This is a genomic window from Parafrankia discariae (assembly GCF_000373365.1).
In the GTDB taxonomy this organism is placed as follows: Bacteria; Actinomycetota; Actinomycetes; order Frankiales; family Frankiaceae; genus Parafrankia; species Parafrankia discariae.
Genome location: NZ_KB891271.1, coordinates 1 through 17381 on the forward strand (window position 1 = coordinate 1; position 17381 = coordinate 17381).

Genomic DNA, 17381 nt, shown 5'->3' on the forward strand with positions numbered 1-17381 from the left:
GGTTCCAGCGGTGGTTCCGGCCACGGTTCCGGCGATGGTTCCAGCGACCACCGACGTCAAGGAGGTGAAAGGCCAGGTCAGCCCCGATGGGCGACCTGCCCAACCGCATCCGACATGTCTTATCTGCTCTGCCCTGCCGCCCGTTCTGTGGGCGGCCTGAGGGATGGGCGCCGCAGGCGCTCCGATCGGAGGTAGTAGACGTGACCCTGCTGATAGGCGCGGGCGGAGCGATCGCGGTGATCGCGGTAGCCGTCGCCGTAGTGATCGCGGCAGCTCGGCGGCGAGCCGAGGCCCATCTACTGGCATCACGACACGCCGTACAACTCATACCCACCTCCACCTTCGATCCCGACATGGCCGACGTCCTGCAGGCCACCGCCCTGCTGGCGGCCGTCCGGCCGGCCGTCAGCAGCGCGCCGCGGCGCGCAGCGCCGCTGCGCGTCCGTTTTGTCAGCCGCCCAGGGGGGCGGATCGCAATGGAGATCACGGTTCCGGCGAACGCGCGGTCCCTGGTCGAGCAGGGCAGCTACCGCAACGTCGAACACCGCCGGGTGCCCTACGGCACCCCCGCGGGAGCGCCGCTGGACGACCAGGTGGACCCGAGCGCCATCCGGCTGTGGGAGACGCCCGGCAGCAACGAGGAGACGGCCGATCGGTGAGGTTCTCCCGTCGCTGCGGGGGGCGGTAGTCGGGGGTGAGCTGTCCCCGGCTGAGCGGGGTTGGCGCTGGTCGGGGCGGGGGTCATGTCTCCCGCGGGGTCATCTCTCCTCTCATCAACCACTACTAAAATACCACGCAGCGTGGTATTTTAGTAGTGGTTGATGTTCCCTCCCCTGGTCGAACTCCCCGCCACCCCCTCGGCGCCGAAGGGCGGACACATGTCCCCGACCGTCCCCACCTCCGACCACACCGCCCTACCGCTGCCCCTGTGGACCCCGCCCGCGCCCGCGGACCTGCCGGACTGGCGCGGCCGCCTGTGCGACACCGCCTACGCCCCGGTGAGGATCGCCGCCCTGATAAGCGCGCTCGGGCAGGGCCGCGGCACCCTCATCCCGGTCGGACCCCAGGGCGACCCCTGGTCACTGCCGCACATCGCCGCCGAACTCGACGCCACGGAAAGCCGCAGGCTGGCCGAGGCCACCCTGTTCCACGTCACCGCCGACATGACAGCGTTGGCGCTCGCGGTGGCCGCCACCCCACCCACCGAGCAGATCCACGCCGACCGGCTGCCTGCCCCGGGCGGGTTCATGCTCTTCGAGGAACCGATCGGCAGCTACACGATCGACCTGCGGGAGTCCATGCACGCCGGCGGTCTACGCCCGGCCGGCGGCCCGTTGTGCGTCTCGGTGCCCATCGTCGCGGTCTCCTGGTCCCTGTGGGTTCCCCGCGACGGCGCGGCGCAGCGTCGGCAGGACTCCCGGTGGGCCGTCACGGAGGACGGTGGGCGCCGGCTTCTCCCGTCCCATCTGCACGGGGTGTGGATCACCTTCTACACCGCGACGGGAAACGGCCTGGCCTCCCTGCCGCGAGACACGGTCGTCGCCCTGGACGCCGCCGGCATTCCTCTCACCGCCGACCAGGTCGCTCCCCGACGTTTCCTCGGCCCGCTGACCTGGGACGACGAGACCCTGCTGGAGTTCGGGTCCACCTTTGACACCCCCACGGTGAACACGCCGGCCCAATGGGCGCAGGTCGTCTACACCGCCTGGCAACTGATCACCCAGCGGGCGGTCCGGCGGCCTCTCACCGATGTGGATGTCCTGCCCCGTCCCCGGGCGGGACGGCGCCGCGATACCCGCGCCGGGATCACCGACGGGCAGGTGCGGATCGTGCGGGTGCACCCCACCCACCAGCCCACCTCGGACGCCGCGCAGCGCGACCGGGCCGGTTCCACCGGGCGTGACGCGCCGATGTGGACCCACCGGTGGCCGGTCGCGCCGTATCGGCGCAACACCTGCCTCAATCCCCGCGCACACGCCGACGGTGGCTGCGAGCACGCAGAGCAGATCATCCCTGCCCACCTCAAGGGCCCGGCTGATCTGCCGCTGCGGACCCGTCCCACGGTCCACCTCTGGGACGCCCCACCGCAGGGCGGCGACCGCACGGCCGCGGTGCGCTGACAGGCGACCTACAGCGCTACGGGGGTCAGCTCACCGCACCCACCGCGCAATTTTTCCCCGGGTAGGTGTCGCTTCGGGCGGTCGCGGTGTGCCTTCCAAGGGAGAGATAACCCGCCCGCCCACGAGGAGGACCGGTGCCCATCGCCGTGACGGACCGCCGATGACCACACTCGTTGATCTAGACGGCGGCGACCAGGCCGACCCCGTCCCCGCGTCCGACCCGCAGGGCGCGCCGCTGCTGATCCGTGCCGGTGAGCGTCTCGCGGGCCCCGGGGAGGACCTGCACACCGCCCGCGCTGAGCTCACCCTCGGTCTCGACGACGCGCTGCCGCTACGCACCCTGGGGTTCGATCCCGACCCGCTCACCCCGTTCGCCCGGGCCTACGCCCAGCTGCGCCCGGACCTGGGGGAAACCGCGGAGATCTGCCTGGACCTGCTGCCCGTCACCCCCGCCCAACGCCGCGCCCGTGTGCACCGCGCGGTGCGCGCCGAAGGCACCGGCGGCCCGCCGGGACGCGCAGGGCAGCTACTTCACCTCGCCGACACCGCGATCGGCGCGACGATCACCCTGACCGATCAGCTGTTCGCCGAAACCTTCGGGGGCCCCCGCCCCGGCGGTGGCCGGACCGGACCGGGCGGGCAGGGAGCGCGTCAACCGGGGCCGCTGGAGACCGCGCAGGTCCGGGCGCGGACCCGGGCGGTGTCCGCCAAGCTGCTCTCGACCGATCCGCTGTGGCAGATGCAGCTGCTGCTACGGACCCGCTCGGCGATCCCGGGCCGCGCCGAAGCTCACCTGCACGTCCTGATCGGCTGCTTCAAGCAGTGGGCGGGCGAGAACCATCTCACCGCCGTCGGCGCCAATCTCGGCTGGCTGCACCTGGGCGCCGACAGCCAGCTGCGGCGCGGCCGGTTCGACCGGCGAATGGACACCGGCCGATTTCGACCCCGGTCCCGCTCGTGGGTCAGCACTACTGAGATCGCCGGGTTGCTCAAACCTCCGACCCGCAGGTGCACCGCGGGCAACGTCGAACGCGGCTTCGAGATCCCCCCGCCGCCGGCAACGTTGCCCACCTACAGCCGCGACCGGACCGACCTCGTCCCCCTGGGGCTGGTCCGTACCGACACCGGCTGGCGGCCGGTCGGGGTGAAGGTGCGCGAAACCCAGTTCACCCTGTTCTCCGGACGGTCCGGCTGGGGCAAGACAGAAACGTCACTGGGTCGTTTCCTCGCCCTCGTCCGCTGTGCGGGGATGGGCGGGTTTCTGCTGGACCCGCACCGCGACGGCCTCGCCCTGGCCAAGGAGTACCTCGTCGACCAGGGCGCCCGGGTGCTCGAGCTGGACATGTCTCCGCGCGGGTCGGACACCCGGCAGGCGGCGTGGAACCCGCTGTCGATGGAGGGGTTCACCGTCGATGACGTCGACGCCCGCGCCGGGGCGGTCGTGGCGGCGTTCGCCTCGGCGATGGGCTGGACCGAAACCAACACCCGCGCCCTGTCGATCATCACGATGGCGGCGCAGTCGCTGTGCGAGCTCGCCCTGCAGCTACCCCCCGACCTGGCGCCGACGATCTTCCAGATCCCCAGCATCCTGTCGAACGAGGACTGGCGGGAGAGTGTCATCCCCCACCTGTCGCCGGCGATGCGGGACTACTGGTCCACCCGGTTCAAGCGGGTCGCCGACCACGTCACCCCCGTCACGAACATCATCGACCGGATGCGGTCGAGTAAGACGATCGCCGGGGTGTTCGGGTCCAGCCGCAGCACGTACAACGTGCGCCACGCCATGGACACCGGCAAGATCGTGCTCGCCTGCCCGTCCGGTCTCGACGACAAGGACCGGCTGATCGCGAACATGCTGGTCTTCGACCTGTTCCGCGCCGCCCGTTCCCGCCAGGACATCGTCGACCCGGCCGCGCGCCGGCCCTGCCATGCGTTCATCGACGAGCTGCCCGCGATCGACGGCGGCAGCCGCGGCACCCTGGCCCGCATTCTCGAGCAGACCCGCAAGTACGGGCTGTTCCTGCACGCCGCCACCCAGCAGCCCGAGGCGCTGACCCCCACCACGCTCAAGGCGTTCCTGACCAACCGGTCGCACCTGTTCTCCTCCTCGGTGATGGAGGAGTCCGCACGGCTACTGGCCCGCAACTGGGGTGGCGCCGTCACCCCGGAGACGATCATCGGGTTGGAGCGGTACACCCACCTGGCCGGCGTCACTCTCGACGGAGTCATCCACCCGCCGTTCCTGGTCCGTGGCCTGACCGTGCATCAGCTGTTCGGTGACGTGCACGCCCCCGACCGCATCGACGAGCTCGACGCGGCGATCGACCGCAACCTGCACCGGCGGCCCATCGCCGAGACCATCGCCGACCTAGACGGCAAGGACGAGGCGATCCTCACCGCACTGAGCACCCCCACCCCCGCCGCACCGCGACCACCCGCAGGGAGCTCACCGCGCGGGCGCGGGCGCTCGGTCACGACGACCGTCCCCGTCGACCTCAGTAGCCCCACCGCCGCAGCGGCAGCCCCGTCGGAGGATGTGCCCGCCAGCTCCGCCGTGACCGACCTCGCCGATGCCCAGCACCCACAGGGCCGCGGGCGGGGGCTGTGACATGAGCGTGCAGCGATTCGACGGCGCGGCCAGCCCACCGGCGCCGGGCGGCCCCCCGACCCGACCCGCACCGCCACTGTCGGAGACCGATACCGCCGTCCTGATGAGCCTCTACCAGCACCGGCTGATGACCATCGCGCAGATCCATGACCTACACACCCCGGCTAGCTCGTCCCGATGGACCCGAAAGGTCGTGGACCGCCTCACCGTGCGCGGCCTCATCGACCATGTGCGCCAGGCCGGCCGTAGTAATCGTCGGGTCTGGTTCGTCACCAACCTCGGCGCCCAAGTCGTGGAGGACGCCGGCCAGATACTCCCCCGTCCCGGCTACCGGCCTAGCCCCGAGACCGCCGCCGGCCCGTTGCAGGCCCACACCCTGGGCTGCAACGAGATCGGCCTGTCCTTCGCCCGCGCCGCCCGAGCCCTCGGCGACGACTGCGGGCCGGGCGCCTGGCACCACGAGTGGGCCACCCGCATCGCCGACCACACCCCGGGCGCCGCCCGCTGGTCCAACATGATCGCCTCCGACCTGCTGCTGCGCTACCTGCACCGCGGCCCGCACGGCGACCAGGCCGCCGTGCGCCTGATCGAATACGACCGCAACCACCGCACCCTCGACGACGTCCTCGCCCAGCTCCGCGCCTACGCCCGCTACCACGCCTACATCCCCGGCGGTGCCCGTCAGCCGCTGTGGCAGCGTGACCACGGCCCGGTCTTCCCCCGCGTGCTGCTCGTCCTGGACCGGGGCAGCCCGGCCACGTTGACCACCCGACGGCGGTCACTGACGTGGATGTGTCAGGAAGACCCGCTGCTCACCCGGCACGCCGCCGCCCTGGGTCTGCTGGCCACCACCCTGGAGGACCTGGTCGCCCACGGCCCCTGGCAGCCGATCTTCTGGCCGCTCACCGGCGACCAGGTCGACACCCCGGTGACCTGGACCGGGACAGCGGAGGCACCCGTCTCCGGCTCGTCGCAGCCCGGGGGCCGCGCGTGAGCGCCGCCGTCGGGCTGCCCGTCGCCGGTGCCCCCGCCGCCATTCCCACCTGCGCGGGTCCGCCGGCGGGTGAGGGCATGGCCCCGGGGCCCGCCGAGCTGGCTCGGCGCCTGGCCACCTCTCCCCGGCTGCGGCATCGCCGCTACGAGATGCTGCCGCTGCGTGGCGCTGGCGCGGTCTTCACCGAGGTGCAGGGCCGCACTCCCGGGGATGCGACCACCCCGGCGTCGCTGGCGGATCTCATCTCCTCCATCTCCACCGTCGGGGTGCTGCAGCCCATCCTGGTCGAGGAGCGGTCGGATCCCGCCGGGCCGCCGACCCGGCTGCTGGTCACCGGGGAACGGCGGCTGCGGGCGGCCCGCTGGGGTGCGGTTCACCAGCCCGACAACCCGCATTTCGCGGAGATCCCCGCCGTGGTCTGCCCGGGTCCGCTTTCGGAGGAGGAACGTCGCGTCTGGCAGCTGGTGGAGAACCTGGCCCGTGAGGACCTGCGGCCCGGGGAGCTCGCCGCGGCGCTGCTGTTCGAACGGTGCGCCGTGCTGATCCCACGGCTGCTGGCCGCGGGCCGGCCGGTGCCCCGCGAGGTACTCACCCTCGACGACCCGGTGCAACGGTGGCGGCACCTGGAGCGGATCCGTGGCGGTGACGCCAGTGTCGGCGCCCCTTGGGGGGAGGTGCTGCAACGGCTCGGGCTGCAGTTGTCCGAACGGCGGGCCCGTCAGCTGCACGCCGCGTTGAGCTCGCTGCCACCGGAGATCAGCGAGGAGATGGACGAGGCCGGTGTCGCGCTGGCGACCCGGCTGCGGTTCGCCGCGTTGAACCGGGGTCGTGCCCGTGCCGCTGACGAGATCTGGGCGGCGGTGCGGGCCGCGGGCCGACCTGACCTGCTGCCCGGCGCGCTGATCCAACGCCAGACAGCTCCCGATCTCGACGCGGAGACCGCCCTGGAACGGGCCGCGCAGGTCCGCGCCGCGGGGAACACCGCCCGCGCCGCGGCACTCACCCGGACCCCGCTGCCGGCCGGCGGCGCCTCCACCGTGCCGGTCGTGGTAGACCCGGAGCCTGCCGCGGGGCCCCTGCCTGGCGCCGTCGCGGAGCGGCAGCCCTCCCCCGTCTCAGCTCAGGCCGGCCCGTCGACCGAACCGCCCCCGGCTGAACTGATCCCCGCCGATCAGACGGCCGCCGTCCGGCGGACCCTGACCGAGCTGTGCGCCCAGCTGCGCACCGGACGCACGGTGCCGCGGTATGACGCCGGCTCGCTGCGCCTGCTGGCCGGTGAGCTGCTACGCCTGCTCGGTGCCGACCCAGACGCCTCGACCCCCAGAGAAGCGGAATCATGACCCGTCCGCGGCTGCTCCCGCTGCTCACGCCGGCGGCTGGATGCCACTGCCCTACCTGTCCGTTCTTCACCCACAACCCGGCGGCCGCCGAACCGGTCTGCAGCGGGAGCAACAGCGACTGTTCCTACTGCGGCTGCGCCCGCACCGAGGCCCGCGCACTCCCCGCCGACCGGGCTGCGGCCTGCCACACCTGCCCGATCCGCTGCGGCAGCCGGGTGGACATCGCCGCCTGGATGGTTGACATCGGGGGCACCGTCAGCTTCGACGACCTCACCATGGCCGGCCAGCTGCCCCCGGGCCTGCCGCGGTACATCCCGCAGGTCGACGGTTCGGCGATCCCCGACTTCGACGCCGACCTCACCTGGCCTGCCTACGCGGTGGGACTGCGCCGGGTGTTCAGCCCCAACACCTTCGCCGTCTACCCGAAGTTCGCCAGCGCGGCCGGCGCGCACGACGCGCTCGGTCTACGCCCCGGCCAGCGGGCCGTCCTCGTCGGCTACGGCACCGACCCGCTGGTGGAGGCGTTCTGGTCGCAGCGCCGGGTCGCCCGGCTGGTCGAGCAGATCGCCGCACAAGGCTGGGATCTGGTTCTCACCCCCAACTACAGCCTGTATCAGAACCAGCCCCGCACCGAACATTTGATCAACTTCCGGCGGAATCTGATGATCGCCGCCGAGTTCTCCGCCGCCGGGGTCACCGCCGCTCCCAACCTCTACTGGATGCGGCTGGAAGACCTCGACCGCTACCTGGGCTGGCTCGCCGACGTCACACCCCCCGCGATCGCCATCAACCTGCAGACCTTCCGCCAGGCCTCCAGCTGGGAGGCCTACGCCTTGCCCGGCCTGACCTACCTCGCCGCCACCCTCCCGGCGACGCTGCCGGTCATCCTCACCGGCACCAGCCGGGTGGACCGGATCGCCGCCCTGAGCGCTCTGTTCGGCGACCGGCTCATCCTGGTCAGTCAGAACGCCGCGCAGTACGCGCTGCACGGCGCCGTCATGACCGCCCACGGCCGCGTCGACGTGCACGCCCGCGCCGCAGACTGCTTTGCCCAGAGCACCCGCTTCCTCGCCTCGCTGCTCCCCACGCAGCCCTCCCCGCCCGGCCGTGGATAGGCCGCCAGCCGCGGCCGCGCGCATCCGCCTGTTCGTCCTGCTCACCTGGACCGCCGACCTCGGCTTGCCCCTGACCGCTGTCGGGGTCCTCGGTGTCGAGGAGCCGTCGGGGGCGTGGCGGGTGTCGTGGCTGCCACAGATCGGCACCGACCAGGGACGGCCCTGGCGCGACCGGCTGGCCGGCCGGACCGCCGCTCCCGACGGTGCTCTTTTGGCGGTCTGGGCGGCGAGCAGCACCTGCACCCTCGACGAACTCGCACCGCTCGCGCCGCCGCCTGACCTGTCCACTGCGGTCGAAGCCGCCGTCGACGACCTTCTTGTCCCGTGGGATCCCCAGCCGGTCCGGTCGCGTCGAGGGCGCGGGGACCCCGATGGGTAGCGACGGAAAGGCCGCCCACCAGACGTATGTGGTGAGCCCCACCCTCGACGAGTCCGCCGTCGGGACCGCCGACCTGCTGGACGTCGCCGCCCTGGACATCACCGTGCCAGACGACGGCGAGGTGGCGTCCGCGGGGGTCCAGGACATCCTCGCGGCCGCCAAGGAGATCGCTGCGGGCGAGCCGGCGACCGACGAGGACCTGGCCGCCCAGTACGCGCTGTTCGCCGCCGCGATCCACGCCGCCCAGGAGCACGCCGCAGCAGAGGAGGCGGCCGGCGCGAACCTCGACCAGGCCCAGGCCGACATCAAGGCAGTCGCCGCTGACTACCTGAACGGACTCACCGACGCCCAGCTGCAGACCCTCGCCGCGCTGCACGGCTTCGAACACCCCGCCCTTGTCGGGCTGAACAGCACCACCTCGCCGCTCGCCTACTGGCTCAACCCCGCCTATCCCGACGACCTCCCCAGCAAGATGGCGATTGCAGCCAAGGCCCAGGAGCGGTACGCCGAACTCGCCGCCGGCGGCACGGTGGCCGGGATGACGTTGGCCGACCTGCAGGCCCTCGAAGCAACGTCGGCGGCGCCCGGGGCGACCCCCACTGGCGCCGGCTCATGGTCGGCTACCCCAGAACAGGTCGACGCTGCCCGGGCCGCGCTGACGGATGCTGTCGCCACCTTCACCAGCGCCGATGAGGACACGGCGCCGACCGCGTTCGCCGCGATGATCGACGCGGAGAACCGACTCGCTACCGCCGCATGCCCGGAAATGGGCGAGCATCTGGCAATCGCGCAGGCGGCCGCAAGCCACCACGTCAGCCAGGCCATCGACGGGGCACTCACCTCCGCCAACGGCAGCGATTTGGCCGGCCCGCTCGTCGCGCAGGCGCATGCCGACGGGCGGCTGACTGACGCCGAAGCGACCGTGCTGGAACCGGCCCAGCAGCTCGCCCTCCTTCGCGTGTCCACGTCCGCCGAACTACAGGCCACCACTCACGAGGCCGCGACCCACCGGGCCGGCCAGCTGGCCGAAGCGCAGCAGCTACACGCGAAGATCAACAAATATGCGCCCCTGAAGGGCGCTGACGGTCTGTACCTGGGCGCCGATCCGGGCGAGATCGTGGACTTCGCTCAGGCCGCGAATCGCATGTACGTCCTGAACGAGGACATCGCGAGCTGGAAAGACCATGCGCACGGCGCAGGGAAGGGCCTGCTGGCCACCCACACCGCGGAGACGGCCGCCACGGCGTCCGCATCCACCCTGACCTCGGAATTCACGGAGTGGCAGAAATCGGTTCCAGTGGAGACGCTGCAGGCAGCCGCCGGTGAACTGGGCCTGCAACACGCCGAGACCGCGAGCCGGATGCACGCGCGCAGCTACATCACGGCGCACATCGCGGAGTACGCGGGCGGCGACCTCGCGAAGGACCTTATCCAGGCAAAGGTAGCTTTCGCTCCCGCCTCGCCGTCGCCCACCGCGACGCCACCTGCCGCCGCCGCTGCAAGCGCGGCACCGCTCCCCCCCAGCTCACTGCCGGCAGCGTCCGCCCTGTCCGCCCCGCCGTCCCCCGGGAGCTTCAAAGCCAAACAGCAGGCGCTCGTCGAGGCCCTCAAACATCACCAGGCTTCCCACGGGGCCATCCCGGCCCGGCATCCCGACGCCGACGTCGCGGGCTGGGTCTGGACACCGGGCCCCCATCTCGCCCTTGGCGGCGCGCACAGCAAGACGGTCTACACCGCCCCCGACGGGGGGCAGTGGATGTTCAAACCGGACTCGACCGGCGGGGCGCGGGCGGCCGCCGAAGCCGAGGCGTCACAGGTGCTGCACGCCGCGGGCCTGCCGACCGTTCCCGTGCACCGGGCCACGATCGGCTCACGGGCCGGCGCCGTGCAGCCGTTGCTGCCGGGCGCGACCACGTTCAGCGCGAACCCGAAGAGTTGGTCGCAGGCCGACGTCGACGCCATCGTCCGCACCCACGTCGGATCCTGGGCCATCGGTGATCACGACGGTAAGCCGGACAACTACCTGCGGACCGCCGGCGGCGGGCTGGTCCCCGTCGATCGGGGCCAGGCCTTCAAGTTCTTCGGTCAGGATCGGCTGGCCACCGACTACCACCCCAACGCGGCGTTCGGGGACCTGGTCAGCAGCCAGGCCTACCGGGCGGCGAAGAAGAACACCCTCGCGGCCGGTGTCCGGATCCGCCCGGAGGCAGCCCTCCCGACGATCAAAGCGTTCGAAGCGATCCCGGACAGCCAGTACCGGGCGATGCTGCACCGCACCGCCCACGAGGGTGCCGCCCGTGGCGCCTACTGGGCGGGACCGATGCGGGAACGGGCGGCGGCACGGCTGAAGGTGCCCGCGGCCGCGGTGACCCCCGGGCAGGTCGCCGCGGAGTTCCTCGACGAGGCGGTCGGGCGCAAACAGCGCCTGCGCGCGGACTTCGCGGACTTCTTCGCGGCCGAAGGAATCCCCGGCGCCCACGTCCTGCGGCACGGGTGAGAGGCCGCACGCGATGGGATCCGACGGCAAGACCGCCCACCAGTACCACCTGGTCAGCCCCACCCTGCTCGGCGACCCTCCTGAGCCGTCTGACCCGCTGGACCCTGCCGATGCGCTCGGGTCACCGGCCTTCTCGCAGTCCCAGGCGCCTGCTCCGGATGCCACCGGGGTGGTCGCAGCCGAGGAAATTGGCGTGTCGGCCCCGCCGGCCGGCGCACCTGATCCGGCCGGCGGGGCCGACACGCAGGCACCGATGCCGTCCGTCCCCCCGGACGGCATCGACGACACTGTCATGGCCACCGCGGACCCGGCACCGCCCTCCCCGCCGGACTCGACACCCCCCGTGGAGAGCCCGGCCGATGCTGAGGCCGCCGGGCAGGACGCGCTCACCCCAATCCCCGACACGATCCCCGCCGGCGACCCGCTGGGTGTCCCGCTCCTGGTCGGCGGGGCCGACCTCGACGACTCCCAGGCGACGCTGCTGGCCTACGACAGCCCGCAGGGGCCCCGCGAGATGCTGGTCGCCACCGTCACCCCCGAGGCTGAAGCGAAACTCCTCGACGCGCTCTCCCCGCCGCGCATGGTCGAAGTCCAGGTCGAGGAGGAGGTCCACGGCCGCCTGGCCGCCGACACCGACGGGCAGATCTACGAGCAGCTGGCCACGGTGGCCAAGAGCGTCAACCACCATGCCGGTCTCGGCGACGACATTCCTGCGCACACCCACGCCAACTTCGCCACGGTCGCCGCGCAACTCGACGCCCTCACCGAAACCGGCGTGGACGGCGCCGACGCGCAGATGCTCGAGCATTACCGCGACCATGCGCAGGCACTCAAAGCCAGTCTCGACAATGGAGGCGGCAAGGTTCCCTTCGTCACCCCCTTCGAGCAGACCAGCAGCACCTTGGTTACCCGTCTCGTTCCCGACCCCGATTCCGACGCCGGGCCGACCGCCTCCGTCCGCCCGGCGACCCGTATTGCGCCGACCCTCGACGACGAAGGTGTCGCTCGCTGGAACGGCCATGACCGCAACACCGCATCCGAAGGCCAGGAGTACGCCATCGATCTGGGAGACGGCTACACGGCTGTCTACCGGCCCCACGGCGCCGTCGGAGATCTCACACAGGTTCCGGCGCTCTCCCAGCGGGGCACTCTGGAGATAGCCGCCCCAGCCGGACCCGGGCACGCGGCCGACCTCGTCGACAAACTGGGCGACCTGCACCTCGTCAACAGGCCGATGACAGCCCCCGAAGGGGAATGGTCGTATCTGCGCCGCCAGGTCTGGGCCCAGGACCTGGAGGGAAACCCCGCGATCTCCCAGGCGCTACACGCCGCCCGCGATCTCGATGACGCTACCGAGCACGTCCTGTTCGCCGAACGCGCCCACCAGGCGATGGGCTTGGACGAACGTGGCCTGCAGACTTTCGCCCGGTCTCTGCGCCTGGAGGCCGAAGCTCAGGCGCTGCCCACCAAGGTCACCCTGTTGCGGGACGCGGTCGCAAGCGTCACCGGCCATGCCAGCGGTGCCGCGTTGGCGGCCAGCCCTGGTTACGACCCTCGCCCCCACCACACGGGCCGCGGCTGGCTACGCTGGAACCGGTTCGACGTCGCTGGCGATCCTGCCGCCGTGCGCGGCGCCTTTGGGAACCGTGGGCTGCAACACACCGTGGGCAACGGGGACCTGCACACCATTCTTCATAGCGGTGTCCTCGCCTCCACCGAAAGGCGGGCCCTCATGGGAGTAGCTGCGGGCATCGGATCGAGTGAAACCTCCGACCAGAATTCCGGCGGAGCCACCTCAGTCTTCCTGCGGGTTCGTGACGCACCGATTCACGGCCCGGCATTGTACTGGTCCGATCCGTCGGTACTTCTGCGCCGCGCCGATGTCTATGCCTACCCCGACGACAACTACGGAGCAACCGTCAGGAAGGCGGGCTACACCCGCAACCCTTTGGAGATGGCTACGTTCTCCACCGGCCTCAACAACGAGGTGATGATCCGCAACGGTATAGACCTGCTCGGAGCGGAGGCCCCCAGCCTGATCCGCTGCTCGGGCCCCGGGGAACGAGCGGAAATTCTCGCCCTATTCAAGGAGAAGAAGATCGAGAAGCTGGGCGGGCGGACCGTCGACGAGGTCGTCGTGTATTAGCCTGCACCGCACGAAAACGATCAGAAACGTTCAAGGGAGCTTCATGACCGACGAGCCAACCTGGCTGGCAGCGATCCGCCCCCTGCTGGCCGGCAGCCACACTCCCACCGGCGACGTGCTCGACGCCGGCGCGGAACTGGTCGTGTCCGACGACCCAGACGGACCCCCTGTTTTCACCGCCCCGCTCGCGCGGATGCTGCGCCACGACCCAGCACACCCCGACGTGGTCTGGATACGTCCCGTCGTCGGTGGCTACCCGGTCACCCGCCGCGGACCAGGGCAGCCGTCGTACCTGTTCTCCTTGTCGGTGACGCGTCGACGTTCGCTGCATGTCACCCACGCCCAGGTCCTACCGACTGACGACACCGGCGCGGCGGCGAACAAGGTGGTCCTACAGCTGGCCAACGGCCAGACGGCGGTCATCCGCCCGGCGTCCGGGGCGACGCTGGAGGAGCTGGAACGCTGGGACACCTTCGCGTTGCTGGTCCTTGACCGGGAGGACCTGGTCGCTCTCGAGGAGCTGCGCGAGGACAGCTGGCACGGCGCCTACGCCTGACCCGCACCCACGACAACAACGCGGTGGCGTAGCGGGGGCGTGGCCCTCGGGGGTTGACCGTCACGCCTTCTGTGGGGATGATGTCAGTACACCCACAGAAAGCGGTGAACATGGTGACGGTGACCTGCCCCCTGGCCAGCCACTTCCAGGCCGACTCCCACGACGCTCTGTACAAGCACCTGCGCAATGTCCATGGCTGTGGCCGCGTCGACGCCGCGCTCCTGGCCCAGCGGGCCATCGGCAAGGCGAAGGCGAACGCCAAGCGCATGGCCGGCCTGGAAACAGTCCTGCTGGAGATGTTCGGGGCCGAAGGCGCTGTCCGTTCCGAGGACCTCGTCACCGCGCTGCGTCAGCACGGCATTCGCCTCAGTGTCAAGGTCGACGGCATCGTCTGGACCTGAGTCCAACACTCACCAGAAGGGCACACCGATGACGACACCGACCCCCCAGCAACGTGTCCACGGCGCGCTGCTGGGGCTGGCCGCCGGCGACGCGCTCGGCGCCACCCTGGAATTCATGTCCCCCGAGGAGATCAGGCGCCGCCACGGCGTCCACACCGAGATCACCGGAGGCGGGGCGTTCGGGTGGCGTCCCGGGCAGGGCACCGACGACACCGACCTGACGATCGCGGTGGCCCGCGCCTATGCCGACGGCTACCAGCTCGGCGCGGTGACCGAGCACTTCCTGCGCTGGTACCGGGGACGTCCCCGTGACATCGGCGGCATGACCGCGGCCTCCCTGGGTCGCATCGCCGATGGCGAGGAGCCGCTGGCCGCCGGCGCCGCCGCGACCGCCGCGGCGCGCGGCGGCGGCGCCGGCAACGGCAGCCTCATGCGCGCCCTGCCCACCGGCCTCGCCCGCTCCCACCCGGACCGGTGCGCCCACGAAGCCGCCGAGATCAGCGCCGTCACCCACGCCGATCCCCGCTGCGTGCACGCCTGCGTCGCCTACACCGCGATCGTCTCCGCCCTCGTCGAGGGCACACCAGTCCCCGAAGCCCTCCAGGCAGGACGCGACACCACCCCCACCGTCCCCGCCCCCGAGGTCGACGCCGCCCTCGCCACCTCCGCCGCGACCCCCCTGACCGACCTGCCCACCACGGGATACGTCGTGCACTCCCTCGCCGTGGCCGTCTGGGCCCTCCAACAGCCCGACTCGCTGGAGGACCTTCTCGTCGCGGTCGTCAACCGCGGCGACGACGCCGACACCACCGGTGCCATCACTGGTGGACTGCTGGGGGCACGCGATGGCGCTGAGGCCGTGCCTGCCCGCTGGGTCGATCAGCTTGAATACGCCTCGGAGATCGCAGAGCTCACCTCCGTGCTGCACGCTCAGCGCCACAGCTCGCGCCCGGTGCAGCAGGCGTGACGACCACCCCGCCCCCACGCGAACACGACAGCTTCGCCTGGACCGACCCCGACACCGGACACCTCTGGCGGATCGAGACGGCCTGGCGGGCGCAGGCAGGCCGATGGCTGTGTACCGGGCTGACCATGACGGCCGCCAGCCCGGCGGCCACCGTCACCTCCCGCCTTGTGCGTCTCGTCGAAGCCGAGGTGCGCAGCCGCGGGCCGGCTCGTCCGCGAGCAGGGGATGCTCCGTTGCCAGCGGACGACGATCCCGAGGTCGCTGCCGCGCGAAAACGGCTCGGCGAGCCCGCCCGCCTACGCAAAGCCGACGCCACCTGGCTCGAGCGCTGCGCGGTGATGAGGCAGGCATGGCGAGAGGGCCGGCCGATGGCCGCGGCCCTCGCCGAACGCTGGCCCGGCAACCAGCCCGCCACCTATGACCGCTGGGTCGAACGCGCCCGAACCTGGGACCGCGCCACCGGCACCGGGCTCCTCGACAAGATCGGCCGGCCTACCCCTCGCTAACGGGTGACCGCAGCCACACCGATTTCCTGTCGCGTCTCGGTGGCTACGCGTGCCTTCCCTCTTTGCCGGCTCCTCGCCAACCCAGGCGATGGGCGTCGAAGAAGGAGACCGAACATGACAGCACGCAGGGCCGTCGTCGCGGCGGTCACAGGGATACTGCTCGCCCTCGCGACACTGATGCTCCCCAGTCCGGCATCCGCCGCTCCGAAGTCCCCCGACCCCCGTTACGCCGTGGTGGCGAGCTGGACTGCGAGCACCGGAGACACCGTCTACCTCCGTCAGGGAAGCTGGAATGGCACGAACGGCTGGGGATACGCGAAGGTCACCGCGTACCACAATCTGAACGAGGCCGCCGTCCGCGCGACGACCTTGTACCCCAAGGTCGTCCGTGAGCTCGGCCCAACCACCCGCAGGTTCGAAACGCCGGTGCAGCACGTTTCCTGTCGCGGGAAGTGGATTTTCCGAAGCTGCAAGGTCACTGAAACCGTCACCGTGATGGTCGCGGTCGACTTCCGCCGGTTCAAGCAGGGCGGAGGAAGCTTCGGTGTCGTGACCGCATTCTGTGACGGATACACTCCGAAGTGTCCCGACTGGGTGAAGGATGCCGTCAACATCTGACGAGGCCGAGGAGCCCGCCATGCCGACACTCCCCCAGGCTCCCGCCCAGGGCCGGCTGCTCATCGAGCTGGCCGCCCTGCAGCGCGGCCAGGCACCGTCCGGTGCCTACCTGGAACACATCATCTTCGGCAACGACGACACCGCGGACATCCAGGTCAGGACCGCGACCGCACGGCACCGAGCCGTTGTCCCCCTCACCGCAGACCGGGCCGACTGCTACGCCGCGCTCGACGCGGACACCGACCTGGCCACACCAGTCCTCGGCGGCTTCAACGGCGTGCCCGCCGACGAGACGGCCCCGGCGCGCGACCAGTTCGCCGAGCTGCTCTACGACCTCGGCGCCCAGGCCGACGGCCTGACCTACCGCGGCCGCGTGCTGCGCTACGCCGCCCTCGGCTACGACGGGGCGACGCAGGCATGGGTGGACGTGAGCGACGCCGGTGACCCCGCCAGGACCTTCCGCTCGGTTGTCGACTTCGCGCACACCTCCGGCCCCGCGGTCGGCGTCCCGTTCACGATCGCCGAATGGATCGCCGACGGCCGCGGCGTCCCCAGCTCCCAGGATGGTGCTCGCGAGTTCACAGTCCTCAACGGACGCCCGTCCGCGTAGCCGGCATCCTTTGCGCCACCCGTCCTTCAGCGGCCCCGAGGGCTCCCCGAACCCTCGGGGCCGTACCGTCGCTGGCGCGAACCACCACCGAGGTCGAACACCTGCAGGCGCTCGGGCTTGTCGAGCCAAGCCATGACACCGCCGCGAACCTCCACCTGCGCATTGTCGGTGGGCAACCATTCCACCTGCCCAATGCTTTCCTCGCGAAAATCCGGTCCGGATAGACCTGCACCCCGATACGGCGCAGCTGGCCGTGGCCCTGGGGCCCGGCAGGCGTTGATCTAGCTCGATTCCCCACCATTGCCGTGCGGACGTAGAAACCAGAGTTGGGTGAGCTCTGGCGTCCTACACGCCTGCCCCTCCTGACCAGGTATAGGGCGGATGTCGGCCAGGATGGCTAGATGCTCACGGTGTGCCGGTGGTGCAGGATGGCTATGAAGGTGGGAGTGGGGACCGTTCGTCGGTGGGAGTGGGGGCCAGCTGTTCAGGCGGGTTGGGTCGTGTCGGTGGGAGTGGGGACCGGG

The 17381-nt window shown here is 71.3% G+C and carries 15 protein-coding genes; all 15 read left to right on the forward strand.

All coding sequences use genetic code 11. The annotated features are described in order from the left end of the window. Positions 1-200 precede the first annotated feature (200 nt). Entirely contained in the window at positions 201-659 is a 459-nt protein-coding gene (locus B056_RS39825) for a hypothetical protein (RefSeq protein WP_018505832.1), read from the forward strand. Positions 660-821: 162 nt separating this feature from the next. Further along, the gene (locus tag B056_RS0131535; RefSeq protein ID WP_230203289.1) at positions 822-2120 is read left to right on the forward strand and encodes a hypothetical protein; all 1299 of its coding nucleotides are present in this window, start codon (positions 822-824) and stop codon (positions 2118-2120) included. A 160-nt stretch (positions 2121-2280) separates the two neighbouring features. Further along, entirely contained in the window at positions 2281-4728 is a 2448-nt protein-coding gene (locus tag B056_RS38740) for a type IV secretory system conjugative DNA transfer family protein (RefSeq protein ID WP_018505834.1), read from the forward strand. A 1-nt stretch (position 4729) separates the two neighbouring features. Next, positions 4730-5722: a replication-relaxation family protein gene (locus B056_RS39830; RefSeq protein ID WP_195905976.1), complete on the forward strand. Its 993-nt coding sequence runs from the start codon at positions 4730-4732 to the stop codon at positions 5720-5722. Then, positions 5719-7062, forward strand: a complete 1344-nt coding sequence (locus B056_RS38750; RefSeq protein WP_018505836.1) for a ParB/RepB/Spo0J family partition protein — start codon at positions 5719-5721, stop codon at positions 7060-7062. Before B056_RS39830 ends, B056_RS38750 begins: the two co-directional genes overlap by 4 nt. Then, positions 7059-8177: a DUF4417 domain-containing protein gene (locus B056_RS0131555; RefSeq protein WP_018505837.1), complete on the forward strand. Its 1119-nt coding sequence runs from the start codon at positions 7059-7061 to the stop codon at positions 8175-8177. Before B056_RS38750 ends, B056_RS0131555 begins: the two co-directional genes overlap by 4 nt. After that, positions 8170-8556, forward strand: a complete 387-nt coding sequence (locus B056_RS38755) for a hypothetical protein (RefSeq protein WP_018505838.1) — start codon at positions 8170-8172, stop codon at positions 8554-8556. The genes B056_RS0131555 and B056_RS38755 overlap by 8 nt, the downstream gene beginning before the upstream one ends. After that, the gene (locus B056_RS0131565) at positions 8549-11053 is read left to right on the forward strand and encodes a hypothetical protein (protein WP_026240368.1); all 2505 of its coding nucleotides are present in this window, start codon (positions 8549-8551) and stop codon (positions 11051-11053) included. The genes B056_RS38755 and B056_RS0131565 overlap by 8 nt, the downstream gene beginning before the upstream one ends. 13 nt (positions 11054-11066) lie before the next feature. Next, entirely contained in the window at positions 11067-13199 is a 2133-nt protein-coding gene (locus B056_RS0131570; RefSeq protein ID WP_018505839.1) for a hypothetical protein, read from the forward strand. A 43-nt stretch (positions 13200-13242) separates the two neighbouring features. Next, a complete protein-coding gene (locus B056_RS0131575; protein WP_018505840.1) occupies positions 13243-13755 on the forward strand; it encodes a hypothetical protein in 513 nt (170 codons plus the stop codon). Positions 13756-13865: 110 nt separating this feature from the next. Next, entirely contained in the window at positions 13866-14156 is a 291-nt protein-coding gene (locus B056_RS0131580) for a hypothetical protein (RefSeq protein ID WP_154677344.1), read from the forward strand. A gap of 28 nt (positions 14157-14184) precedes the next feature. Then, a complete protein-coding gene (locus tag B056_RS0131585; RefSeq protein ID WP_018505842.1) occupies positions 14185-15123 on the forward strand; it encodes an ADP-ribosylglycohydrolase family protein in 939 nt (312 codons plus the stop codon). Beyond that, on the forward strand, positions 15120-15629 hold the full coding sequence (locus tag B056_RS0131590; protein ID WP_018505843.1) for a hypothetical protein: 510 nt from the start codon (positions 15120-15122) through the stop codon (positions 15627-15629). The genes B056_RS0131585 and B056_RS0131590 overlap by 4 nt, the downstream gene beginning before the upstream one ends. Before the next feature lie 114 nt (positions 15630-15743). Next, positions 15744-16247, forward strand: a complete 504-nt coding sequence (locus B056_RS0131595) for a hypothetical protein (protein ID WP_018505844.1) — start codon at positions 15744-15746, stop codon at positions 16245-16247. A gap of 19 nt (positions 16248-16266) precedes the next feature. Then, complete coding sequence (locus B056_RS0131600; protein WP_018505845.1) at positions 16267-16857, forward strand: hypothetical protein; 591 nt, start codon at positions 16267-16269, stop codon at positions 16855-16857. The last annotated feature ends 524 nt before the right edge of the window (positions 16858-17381 follow it).